General features: G+C 41.6%; 10 protein-coding genes. 7 read left to right on the forward strand and 3 right to left on the reverse strand.

The genetic code is table 11. The annotated features are described in order from the left end of the window. Nucleotides 1-126 precede the first annotated feature (126 nt). The 3 genes from NEA10_RS05650 to NEA10_RS05660 are packed head-to-tail and all read left to right on the forward strand — an operon-like array spanning nucleotide 127 to nucleotide 5,455. A complete protein-coding gene (locus tag NEA10_RS05650; protein WP_252664279.1) occupies nucleotides 127-1,584 on the forward strand; it encodes an alanine--tRNA ligase-related protein in 1,458 nt (485 codons plus the stop codon). A 44-nt stretch (nucleotides 1,585-1,628) separates the two neighbouring features. Then, entirely contained in the window at nucleotides 1,629-5,015 is a 3,387-nt protein-coding gene (locus tag NEA10_RS05655) for a GAF domain-containing protein (RefSeq protein WP_252664280.1), read from the forward strand. Between the two features lie 14 nt (nucleotides 5,016-5,029). Continuing rightward, nucleotides 5,030-5,455: a response regulator gene (locus NEA10_RS05660; protein ID WP_252664281.1), complete on the forward strand. Its 426-nt coding sequence runs from the start codon at nucleotides 5,030-5,032 to the stop codon at nucleotides 5,453-5,455. Nucleotides 5,456-5,476: 21 nt separating this feature from the next. Here NEA10_RS05660 and NEA10_RS05665 read toward each other — a convergent pair whose 3' ends face one another. Next, the gene (locus NEA10_RS05665; RefSeq protein ID WP_252664282.1) at nucleotides 5,477-5,905 is read right to left on the reverse strand and encodes a CU044_2847 family protein; all 429 of its coding nucleotides are present in this window, start codon (nucleotides 5,903-5,905) and stop codon (nucleotides 5,477-5,479) included. Between the two features lie 76 nt (nucleotides 5,906-5,981). Here NEA10_RS05665 and NEA10_RS05670 point away from each other — a divergent pair, with 76 nt between their 5' ends. The 4 genes from NEA10_RS05670 to NEA10_RS05685 all read left to right on the forward strand — a co-directional run bounded on the left by NEA10_RS05670 (nucleotide 5,982) and on the right by NEA10_RS05685 (nucleotide 11,416). Continuing rightward, nucleotides 5,982-7,652, forward strand: coding sequence for a caspase family protein (locus tag NEA10_RS05670; protein WP_252664283.1), 1,671 nt, complete (start codon nucleotides 5,982-5,984; stop codon nucleotides 7,650-7,652). Next, nucleotides 7,649-8,710, forward strand: coding sequence for an AAA family ATPase (locus NEA10_RS05675; RefSeq protein WP_252664284.1), 1,062 nt, complete (start codon nucleotides 7,649-7,651; stop codon nucleotides 8,708-8,710). The genes NEA10_RS05670 and NEA10_RS05675 overlap by 4 nt, the downstream gene beginning before the upstream one ends. 73 nt (nucleotides 8,711-8,783) lie before the next feature. After that, nucleotides 8,784-9,869 carry a hypothetical protein gene (locus tag NEA10_RS05680; protein ID WP_252664285.1) on the forward strand — a complete coding sequence of 362 codons (1,086 nt, stop codon included), beginning with the start codon at nucleotides 8,784-8,786 and terminating at the stop codon, nucleotides 9,867-9,869. Nucleotides 9,870-9,877: 8 nt separating this feature from the next. After that, on the forward strand, nucleotides 9,878-11,416 hold the full coding sequence (locus NEA10_RS05685) for a hypothetical protein (protein ID WP_252664286.1): 1,539 nt from the start codon (nucleotides 9,878-9,880) through the stop codon (nucleotides 11,414-11,416). Nucleotides 11,417-11,521: 105 nt separating this feature from the next. Here the strand turns inward: NEA10_RS05685 and NEA10_RS05690 are convergent, their stop codons facing one another. Beyond that, the gene (locus NEA10_RS05690) at nucleotides 11,522-11,689 is read right to left on the reverse strand and encodes a hypothetical protein (RefSeq protein WP_252664287.1); all 168 of its coding nucleotides are present in this window, start codon (nucleotides 11,687-11,689) and stop codon (nucleotides 11,522-11,524) included. Between the two features lie 60 nt (nucleotides 11,690-11,749). Beyond that, nucleotides 11,750-12,070: a nucleotidyltransferase family protein gene (locus NEA10_RS05695; RefSeq protein ID WP_252664288.1), complete on the reverse strand. Its 321-nt coding sequence runs from the start codon at nucleotides 12,068-12,070 to the stop codon at nucleotides 11,750-11,752. Between the last annotated feature and the right edge of the window lie 258 nt (nucleotides 12,071-12,328).

Raw genomic sequence — 12,328 nt, forward strand, 5'->3', positions numbered from 1 at the left:
TCTCGCTTGTCTTGGTTGGAGTTACCCAAGCTTGGCTATGCATATTATATGCAATTTGTCAACGTCCGTTGTGCCTCATGTTGATTGAACAAGGGGTTACGTTTACCGTTGACTGGTATTGACGCATTGGCTCCGAAAACCTTGTTAAATTCATCGTCCTCGTTAACCCCGAGTTCCGCGACGTCTCTATCCCAACGGGAGAAGATTGATGGTTCAACGCAAAGCATCCGCGATCGCTTTGTTCACCATTATCAAGACCGGGGATTCCAAACGCTCCCCCGAGCGCCGATGTTACACCCATCGATTCCCATGTCATTCGTCATGAGTGCCGGATTGGTGCAAGTGGAACTGTCTCTGTCACGGTTTCCCGATTATCAGGGTCAGCGGTTTGTGCTGGTCCAAGACTGTTTTCGCCATTTTGATTTAGACAGTATTGGTCGGGATGAGAGTCATCTGAGCCTGTTTGAGATGCCGGGGGCCTTTGTTTTTGGTCCCAACGCTAAAGCCGCTACGATTCGCCGTATGTGGACGTTGGCGACGCAGGAGTTAGGGATTAACCCAGAACGGTTATGGGTGTCCTATTTTGCGGGGGGAAACCTGGAAGGCAATGGGTTGGCTACTGATGAGGAGACGTATCAGGCTTGGCGTGAGTTGGGACTGGCCCCGGAGCGATTGGTGGGGTTAGGGATTGAGGATAATTACTGGCAACAAAGTCGGGGGTTAGGGTTTACCGGTGACCATCCTCGCAAATGTGGCCCCAATACGGAGTTGTTTTACGATTTGGGAGCGCGTCCTGATTGTGATGCCACCTGTGGGCCGCAATGTCGCTGTGGGCGGTTCCTGGAGTTTTCCAATTCCCTATTTATTGATTCGGAACTAGAGGAAGACCATCATCAGATTATCCCCTTGGACAATCCGTTTACAGAGACGGTGATTGGCACTGAGCGGGTGGCGGTGATTTTACAGGGAGTCTCGTCGGTGTTTGAGACGGCTGACTATCGTCCTCTGATTGAGTTGATTCGTCAGCATCGCCAGGCGCAAGGGTTACCGGAGGGGATGGCTGAGGAAAGTGAACGAATTATTGCTGACCATCTCAAGGCCCTCTGGGTGCTGGTGGGGGACGGCGCACCGCCTCCGGGAAAGAATGGACGGGAACGGATTGTGAAGTTATTGATTCGGCGGGCGATCGCGCGTTTAATGGTCTTAGAGATTGAGCCAACCGCCTTTTTACCTGTGTTCCTCGGGCATCTGGGTCAACAGTGGCGGAAACATCGAGGTTCTGGGGAGGCTCCGATGAGGTTGCCACAGACTCAGGTTGAGACGTTGTTGAGGTATATTGAGGCCGAGTCTGTGCGGTTTCATAAAACTGTTGAACGGGGCAATGACAAGCTGAGGCGGTTTATTGGCAATTGGGTTGAGGGATTGGATGATGAGACGTCGTTGGAGGCAAAACTTATCGATATTGAGAAAAATTGGGGATTACCACAGTCCCTCATAGAACTACATCTTTGGAAGGCGAACATGTCCTTCAATCGCAAGAAGTATAAAGAAGCACTGCAAATCTGGAAATCTCAGTTACGCTAAATAAACTAGATGAACCGATTGAAAACGTAAGTTATTGTAAACCTATGACAGCTTCTAATTCACCGCAACCTCAATCAGAAGAAAGCTTGCAGACACGAGCTTTTAGAATTATTGCCAGTTTAAATAAGAACCTGAAGCGGCATCCTAATCAGAGTGGAATTTTGCAATATGTATTATCTCACGTCTATGACTTAACACAGTCTCCTAACATCTATTGTGTGCTTAAGCATCGTTTACAAGATAAACTTGAACTGGGTGCATTTTGGGAAAATGGTCAAGAGATTAAACCTCAAGACGATGAGGCACAAGAAATTATCCAGCAAATTGGCACAACCCTGATTCAAAAGGTGATTCAAGACCAACAATCACTCTATCTGCGTGATCCTGAAGCGATACGAGACTATGAAGAGAGTCAAGGACAAAATCTGAGATTATGTTCTCGGGGACAGTCTTGGCTAGGGGTTCCGATGACGACAGTTGACCATACTCTCGGAGTGTTAATCGTACAGGATTTAGAACAAGCGAATGCCTACCGTGAGGAGTTGGTCGATATTCTTGACGTGATTGGGGATGTTGCTGCGAGTGCGATCGATTATGACCGACTCCATGATCGCGTCACTATTATCGGAGAGGTGGAACAAGAGTTGACTCAACTTCAAGCCGATAGTGAAGCAGAACTCCTCGGAAAAATCTATAAGAAACTTGCCGAAATTGGTGATATTGATATTAAAAATTTATCAATAATTTTATATAACAAGCTCAAAATAAATAATGCCTTTCAGATTGTCATTAGCCGAGGCAAAGTACAGGATCTTGAGAACTCCATTGAACAGAAACAACTGCTCTCCACCCTCAATCAAGATGTACTGGTTAAAATTATTGAAGATAAAACCCCTCGGCTGCGAATAAATAATGAGTTCAAAAAATTGTCGATTGATGATATTCCCGACAATGAATCTGCCTCATGGATGGCTGTTCCCATGCGAATTCAGGGACGAGCGATTGGCGTATTTATCGTTGAAGATCCAGATCGAGCAACCCCTGAAGCTGTTTATAACAAGAATGATGCAGAGTTTTTAGATATTCTATCAGACCAAGCGGCAAACGCTATCTATCGCTTCCGCTCCCAGCAGTCTTCAAAAGTCTTAGCTGAAATCGAGAATGAACTTTCAAATCAAACTGATTTAAGTCAGGATAAAGTTTTCGGTATTTTAAAAGAGCGTGGTTCAGATCTTGTTGATGTCTATAATTTATCTGTCTTTCTATATGATGCAGACCAAGAAGGATTCGATATTGCCTTAGCTTATCGTCAAGGTGAAGAATTGAATATATCAGAATCGGTCATTGCTCAAGAGGTTTGGTCGAATAGTCCAGAGCCAGTGTTACGAACAGTGTTGGACAACCAGAACGCTTTAATTCTGAAAACTAGGCAGGAGGTCCAACAATACTTTTTAGTGGAGGATGCTGACCGAGATATTCCCAAAAGTTGGCTTGGAGTGCCAATGCGAGCCGGAAATCAAGTGATTGGGGTCTTTGCGACCTATCACATGAAACGTGAAGGGGTTTATCACGAAGATGATGCCAGATTGCTAGATGAATTGTCCGATTCTGTGGCTCTGGCATTAGAAAATGTTAAGCTTGCAGAGCGCGATCGCCAAAACTTCAACCAGCGTATTAGCAACCTTGAGAAGTTAGGAGATATCTATGAAGAGGTTAGACAAAGCTCTTTGGAGTCGGTCATGAGTAAAATTCTAGAGACTGCTAAAGAATTTACCGGGGCAGATTATGCCGATGTCTGGCTGTATCATAAAAAAGATAATAAAATAAAACTGGAATCTCAATGTGGTGGTCGAGTTAATTTAGATTATAAAAATGATGCGATTAGTTTGGCCCCATCTAATCCTCGCAAAGGTATTGCTGGGTATGTATTTCAATCGAAGCATATGTACTATGCTCCTGATGTGACACAAGGGAAAGATCCTCACTATATTGAGGTTAGTCCTGAAACTCGATCTGAGTTAGTCGTGCCACTGATCTTTCGGAGTGAAGTGCTTGGGGTTCTAAATCTTGAAAGCAGAGAAGAGAATGGCTTTTCCGAGCATGAGCAGAAACTTGCTAAAACTTTAGCTGACTCAGCTGCTGTAGCAATTGAAACATCGGAGTCAGAAGAAGAACAAAATAAATTTTACCAGGATTTGCTTGAAGAGCTGATCAGATTCGTTACCTCGGATAGTCCCCAAAATACAGAAGCGATTGCAGCTTATATTCATGGAGAAGCTTCTAATTTAATGGATACTGACAATATGTACTTCGCCACCTATGATGAGACAACAGACTTAGTAGAATTCATTATGGTCTATGTCAAAGGAAAAGAAATCGAACCCTATTTATCTAAAGAATATTCATCCAGGAAGCTAAGTGAGGGACGTGGCAAGACAGAAGAAATTATTAGGACAAAGATGACAATTCGTCATACTTCTAAGGAGTCACTCGACTGGTATTCTACAGAGGGTCACGATTATACTAAAAAATATAACGCTTGTCCCTGGCTTGGAGTTCCAATTTTGCTCACAAAAGAGAAGGAAGCAAAGTGTTTAGGAGTGATTGCAACATTTAGTACCAGAGATAAAGACAAAACTTATACAGAAAATGAGCAACGTATCTTGGAAAATCTAGCGCGCTGGGCAGCCATCACCATGCACAATAGTCAAATCGCCGAAAAAGTTGCTAAACAGCAAAATGTACTCACTCGTTCATTGGTTGCTCAGGACTTCATTCACCGTCTTAACAGTATTGCTGGGACGATTCCAATTTGGCTGCAACTCTTGGAAATGGAGCTACAAGTTGCAGAGTCACTGAATATCTCAAAGTGTCAGAGTTGTATTCAATCCTGCCAGGATGAATTTCAAAATCTTCTAATTCAAGTCAACCAACTGAAAGATCCAGAACCCGAACAAGTTATTAACCTAAATACACTGTTAAGTTCTCTACTAACTGAAATAGAGATTTTACATCACCAGGATTTAACACAGGGAATAGTGATGTTGGAACGTGACTTCCCTGAAAGCTTGAAGTTTATCCGAGGATCTGCATCTCTAATTGCCAACTCTTTTGAGGTAATCCTTAAAAATGGTATTGAAGCTATTTTAGAAAAAGGGCAAGGAATCTTGCGAGTTCAAGCTCAAAACTTGAATACAGATACCGTAAAAGTTACAATCCAAGATACGGGGGTGGGATTACCGAAAGAGTTACAGTCAAGAGTATTTACGCCTTTCTTTACGGTCAAACCTATGGGGATAGGGTATGGACTCTGGCGTGCTAAAACAGTGTTTGAAAACATGGGAGGTAAAATTAGTTTTGAGTCTGAGTTGGGTGTTCAAACCCAAGTCTCTGTAACTCTTCCTGCTGCAAAAGTATCCGATCAAACGTGAACAATGAGCTAATTATGTCATCACCTAAAACAGTTCTAATCGTCGACGATCAACTACGCTGGCGTACTATCTTTAAGATTCTTTTAGACAGGATGGGTCTACCGATCACTATCTTTGATTCTGACAGTCTTGAGTCAGCATCACAACTTTTAGAGAAAGAAACTTTTGACCTCGCCATTCTTGACTTACGATTGGTGGACGAACAAAATCAAAATCTTGATGGACTTGTCTTATTGCGAACTATGAAAGATAAAACTCCAGAGACGAGAATAATCCTGTCCACTGCCTATCCTAGTAAACTTAAAGAACAGCGTCAAGAAGCCGATTCCTTTGTCCTCAAGGTTCCTGACAATGGGAAGTTTGATATAAACAAATTTCAAGAGACGGTGAAAAGCCTTCTCTATCAAGAAAATGGACTCATGTCGGTTTCAAACTCATAATGGGTATAGTAGCTTGCAAACCTATTGATCCTGTTCAGGTTCTGGCGATCTCGATTCGGGGAATTTGAACTTGACTTGTACTTTTAAGGTGCTATCGGTGGATGCGCGAGTAATCACGGCTCCAACTTGTCCGCCTAACTTAAGGCCAAACTCAACCATAATCTCAGAAACCTCAGCAGCACCAAATTTCTGAAATGACTCTACAGCAAATTTTGCATATCCCTGCATCATTTCTGAAGCTTTTTTCATATCTTTAATTGCTTCTTTCCGGATTTCCTGAGTTAGAGATCTGCGATTTGATAGGCTCTCGCGACCATCATCGTTAGGATCGTCGTTTTCGTGATCTTCTCCTGAATAAATTTTCGGATCATTAACTTCTACATAAATTTCATATTCTTTTCCATCTTTATCTTGATACACTAACTTTTCAATACCATTTTCAGTACTCATATCACTTGCCAGCTAGAGACAGATCTGCTACAATCTGTACATTACCATATTTAGCTTACTTAATGCAACTACGTCAATGCCCAAGAAAGCCCTAATTATTTTTATAAAAAATTATAAGAATTCCAAGAGTTTTCCGAGTTTGCCAGATGGCTGCTGGCAAGATGCTCGGGATATTGGCACTATTTTATGGCAAAGAGGAAACTGGCAGGTCACTCTTTACCCAGGAGTGTTTAACCAAGAAAGGCAATTTTTTAAGTATTCAAGAGATCCAGAATATATTATACCCTATGACTCTTTGGCGAAAAAACTAAAGACATTTTTTAAAGATGAAACAGGCAAAGATGATGATGTATTGCTCTATATTATTGCTCATGGCTTTGTGTTTGGAGAAGCTGTGCCAAAGGATAATGACCATTATTCTGTACGCTTAGCGGCGAGTGATAGCGATCCTCAAAGCAGTCAAAAATCTATCTCATTTGAAGATTTAGCGAAACTGTTTGAAAAAGTTTTATTCCGTGGACTTAGAAGCCTAACCGTTTTATTAGATTGCTGCTACGCAGGAAAAATTTGGGATTGCCTTGATTTCAATCAATTAAGGACCCAAAATTTTGCGATAGCTGTGGCTTGTCGGTCTCAAGAAAAGTCTTATATTCAAAATACAAACAGAACGAACTCTTCAACTTATTTTACAAGAGCCTTAAAAGAAATATTCTGTGAGCATCATCAAAATTCAGATAAAGATCTTTATTTTTCTGAGGTTCAAACTTGTTTGAAGACCAAGTTTGATTTACTTAGAAAGGACACAGAAGCTAGTAATGGACAAACCCCTAACTGTAGTTCCTTTAGCACAATACAAATCTTGAGTTCAGCCAAACAAGGATCTATGTCAAATAAGTCTATTGAAGCAGTGTTGATAGATCTACAAAAACTGGACTATCATACCTCCCGTAATCAGCTTATAGATTGGCTTGATAAAGACCGTAAATCGCCCAAAATGGGTATATTTTATCTTGAATCTTCTAGCAAGGAAGAAATAACTTGGCATTTTTCTTGCTTAGTAAAAGAAATTTCCAGTTATTATTACAAACATCCAAATCCAAAAGTTGAAGAATCAGAAAATACTAAAACTTTTCTACGAGTACTTTGTGGCAAGGAAATTGAATCGGCTAGTTATGAAGATATATATCTGGAGTGGACAAGCGCACTAACACCAATTCTAATTCCAGTCGAGAATCGTAGTTGTCCTCCCAACTTAGACTGGGAAAAAATAGTTGAGAAATTAGTTTTACTTCACCAATTTCATCCCGGTGTTCCCTTTATGCTTTGCTTTCTGGGCAAAACGTACCCTCCGGGTTCCATAAAAAATAATAATGTAAAAACTGCATTTGAAAATATGAAAGCAGCAATAGCAGCCAATTCTGACAAATTTTATATTTCAAAATTTGGTGAACCTAGTCAGTCAATAGTTAATGGAGTCTCAAATAGAGGGATTTATGATTTTCGTACTTGGGGATATGATGAAGGTCGGAGGAGCAGTTTAGCAAACATTCTTCAAGTGAACCCTACTATGATTTGGAGAGTTATTGATAGTATGAGTAATGAAGCACGGTACAAAGCTGCGAATGGTTACCAAAGTTGGACAGGTTTCTTTGGCGAGCTGGAGAAACAAGATATCTGGGATACCATACAGGAAAAAAATTCGAAAAAAAATAACATTAATAACATTGATTTGGAGTCAATATCATGACAGAACAGCAAGGTCAAAAATCTAATCTCTGTTATAAAGGAGATATTCAGCCCGATTCTTCAAATTTAGATGATCTATATCCCTATATTCCAGGAGAGGATCTTAAAAAAGCAGTTAACATTGCGATCGCCCTGGAAAAACCTCTACTCATTCAAGGAGAACCGGGTTGTGGCAAAACTTTGCTCGCATCTGCTATCGCTTATGAATTTGGGCAAAGGTATCTTAACGGTACAGAATGGCCATTTTTTGCCTGGGCCGTTACCTCTCGTTCCAGGGCAGATGAAGCTCGTTATACATTTGATGCCTTGGGACGGCTCAGGGATACTCAGTTTTTAGCTACCGGTAAAAATGAGATAGACTCAGAACAAGAGGAGAAACTCCGTAATCGCCTCAATAATCCTGCTAATTATATTCAATGGGGACCAATTGGTAAAGCCTTTAATGTCTGGGAGATACGTCCTGATTTAAAGGAAATCGATTGCAATGTCAATATTCGTCCGATTTTGCTAATCGATGAAATCGACAAGGCAGACATCGATTTACCCAATGATTTACTGCGAGACTTAGATCAATGGTATTTTGAGGTTAAGGAAACTCAAACTGAGATTCCAGAAAAAAGATATCGCAAGGCACATAAACCTATTGTGATTATCACAAGCAATCAGGATCGTCCTTTACCTGAAGCCTTCTTAAGGCGATGTTTGTTCTTTTATTTAAAGTTTCCTGATAAAACAAACCTCAGGCAAATCGTCGAGGAACGATTTAAACGGCAATTCGGATCTAAAACTCCTGAGGATATTATCGAGGCTGCTATCAAAAAGTTTCGTGAGATTCGTGATACTGCATATCTGCAGAAGCCACCGACTACCAGTGAACTCATTGACTGGTTAAGCTTTTTGCTTACAAGTGAGAAGCTTACAAGCCAGAAGACTGACAGACAAATTGAAGAACTACTTGAAAAAGAACTTGACGACCCCACTAAGATTGGCATTTTACTCAAGTCACAGTCAGATATTGAAACTTTGAATAGGCGTCGTAAAGATAGGCGTCTTGAATAGGATTTAAGATGGTCGGATACCATTGAGTTAACTGGTTCATATCCTATCCTTACCCATTTCCTTAGTCTCAGTCATGTTTACCTTGCCGCTCTATAATCTCTTTCAAAAACTCCGTCAACCCCTAGGGCTACGTGTTGATGATTATGAGCTAGTGTTAAAAGGACTCGAACATGGGTTTGGCTGTGAAAGTCTTGAAGACTTGAAGTTTCTCTGTTCCCTAATCTGGCTAAAATCTCACGAACCGACTCAGTTAGAACAATTTAACGCAATTTTTGCTGACTATCAAGAGGACACTCCAGAAAGTCGCCAAGGGGATGCGGCATACAAGGGAGAAGTTGAGTTAACAGATGCCTCAATCTCTAGGTCATCAGCTAACTCATCCTTCTTGGGAGTGTCCAATGTCTCCTCTGTTGTCCTGAAACCGGTCGTTCAGGCTGATACACCTCCATCATGGAGAATAGACAGCAAACCAGACAGCAAACCATACATTGTTGAACCGAGAGATTTCCCTTTCCAATTTGACTTGACTCGTCGTTGTTGGCGACGCTTACGACAGACAACTCGGATTCCAGTACAATCCAATACTCAGCGGCGATCAGTTGAGGTGGATATCCCCAAAGCGATCGCCGCCATTGAGCGAGATGGGATCTTGTGGTCGATTCCCTGGCAGCCACAAAGGGTCAACCTCACTGAACTGGCACTGTTCATCGACTTTAATGGTTCGATGATTCCCTTTCATAGAGCCTGCGATCTCTTGGTTCAGACGATCGAACCTGAGTATTTTGCTCATGTTGAGCCATACTATTACCAGAATGTGCCCTATGGTTATCTCAGAAGTCAAGGTCGTGCCGGACCAGCTCGGGATTTAGATCAGGTTTTACAGTCTCTCTCCCGACAATGGACGGTTGCAGTTGTGATCAGTGATACAGGTGCAGCTCAAGCAACCTATGAAAGCAGCCGGGTTGAGAGAACTCAAGCCTTTCTCAATCAACTGACTGACCGGGTTCGTTGGCTCTTCTGGCTCAATCCAGTTCCTGAAGACCGTTGGCAAGATACCACTGCTGAAGACGTGCAAGACTATCTTCAGGCTATTGGGGGTAATATGTTTCCACTCAGTCAGGATGGCATAGATTCTGCGATCGCCACTCTATACCACTAAGTAATATTATGAAACTTGAAATATCTGAATCGGAATCTCAACGAGCTGAGCGTCAAATTGACCGCTTCTACAAAAACTATGGTAGTCATAACTCCTATCGTGACTTAGCTGCTCATGCGGCATACCCATTTCTCCATTTGACATCTGATCTTGTATATTGTTTACGAGAAAACTTTGTACCGACGGCTCCTTGGATTGCTATCTCAGATATTTTGCTATCTCCACTTTGTCAACATCTAGGAGGAGATTTATATGAAATGGATCCGGCAGTCCGTATGATGCTTTGTCGAGATTACTGGAACCATGATAATGAAGCTCACCGTAAAAAACTGGAAGATCTCAATGATTTTGCGACTCAATACCTAAATTCACAAAAGAATGATCGACTTTTAGAATTTGTTGGAGATCCTGAAAAGTTTTCTTGGTGCAAGTCGGGATTAACAGATTTTCATCAGGCTGCGGATAAACTTGTATCTAAGTTAGAACAATTTTCACAGACTGGAAAATACATTGATTTTTTTCACTGGCTCAAATTTTATAGAATTGAAAGAAATGTTGTAGATTATGAATTTTTGGAAAAAATACTACATCTATCAGTTCGTTGGGAAACTTCTTTGGGAACGGCGATAGTCGATCTAGATGCGCAAAACCTGTCTGAACAACTTCAATCCATTTTGCCTTACTCCAAAAATCTATTTGTTGAATTAAGTGGTGCCTCTATAGTAGTAAATAGCAACAAGTTTAATTATATGGTATTCCAGAATTTAGTTGAATCAGATGAGATTTTAGGGGAAACGCCTGAGATTTTAGAGGAAACGTCCGAGCCAAAAAACATAAAGCGAGTTTTGATTGTCACTAGCAACAGTAGCTTATCACGGGCGATTAGTAGGGCTTTTGATATTGGTTTCAACTCATTAAACACTGACTTAGAAATCAAGTCAATTTCAGGACTTGAGAATGCTATATCATTTTTGAATGAGCAATATTTTGATTTAGTCATCACTGCTGATAATTTGGAGTATTCAGGAAGCCCTCAAGTCCACGAGGGTTTTCTGCTTTGTGATTATATAAGCTTTCACCATCCAAATACCGCTAAAATTCTAATTATATCTAAATTTAGAATTGACACTAAAGACATTAGTGGTTCTATCATAAATAGATATAAATTAGAGGGCTTATTTGTTTTTCCGGATGTGGATTTGAAATCCCTACTTCAAAAATCTACAAGTTTGTTGGAAGGAATAGAAACGAATATCACTTCTTCCCCAACACAGGAGTCAGTAGCGGTTCCTCCTAAAACCCAAGGTAGTCGTTCTCATTTAGTCACAAATCTTCAAAAACAAAAGAAACAAGTAGCAAATCAGTTAAATTTATTAAATCAAAAAATAAATCAACTTGAAATCGAAGAGACAATAGGTGCTGATGCTTTATCGAGATTTGAGTTAAATAAAAAAATAGCAGGACTAATAGAAAGAAGACTTTGTCTGGAACAAGAAATTGAAGAATTGGAAAATAAGTTATCTCAAGCTTATAAAGCTTCTAATTAAATAGAGAGAAAATTTCATCTAATTGTGAAGCTTCCGCAAACAAATCCGTAGGATAGGTGAGGCCCCTATACGGGGAAACGGGGAAGTTAGGGGGCAATTCCATAGTCAACCTCTACCTTTCTCTGCGATTTCATCGGGTTCGAGGTGCATCACCCGCCCATTTTGGTAGATAACGGCGTATTGACCAAGTCGTTGTTTTTTCTCCAGCGCCTTGACAACTGCACGCTTCAAGACCTCTTTTGCCTGTTGTGACAGGCGTTGTGTTTCATTCATCTGGCACCTCCTTCAAGCGCCTCCAGAATTGCCTCCAGGCGTTCCCGTAACCAAGCTGAGTCAGACATAGACAACTTCCTGTTCTATGCGCTCCTTCAGGCGCAGCGGTGTACTCGGGTGGAGTGCAATCAAGTCCACAGGCCGTCCTAGCCGTGCTACCAGTTCTTCGTGCATCAAAGCCAAGTCAAACAGTGTCAGCTTTGCCCTTGGCTGGGGGCGATACACTACATCTACGTCACTTTTGGCTGTGGCCTGCGATCGCGCCACGGAACCGAAACAGCCTAACGCTTCTAACCTGTAGGTCTCACCACGATCGCGCAAAAATGACCGCAACGTCGCCAGCACTTCGTCCCGCTGCGGGATGCTAACATCTTGGCTCATGCCATTACCTCCATCATGGTCATCGTGTCATTAGCAAAACTATCTACCACCTTGACCGCAATCTTGCGCCGTCCTGACATCACCTCATGGGCAATATGGGTTAGTTCCAAATCTCTTAGATGTAAGTTATTGATGATTAAGGACGATATTAAAAACCCTATTATGAATGATAACTCAGTCGCCGTGAATGAGAATCCCAGTCCAGGGTGAGAACGACTGGAGGGAACGATCGCCCCATTTCCCCTCATCACCCCTCAA

It is taken from the genome of Phormidium yuhuli AB48 (assembly GCF_023983615.1).
GTDB lineage: Bacteria > Cyanobacteriota > Cyanobacteriia > Cyanobacteriales > Geitlerinemataceae > Sodalinema > Sodalinema yuhuli.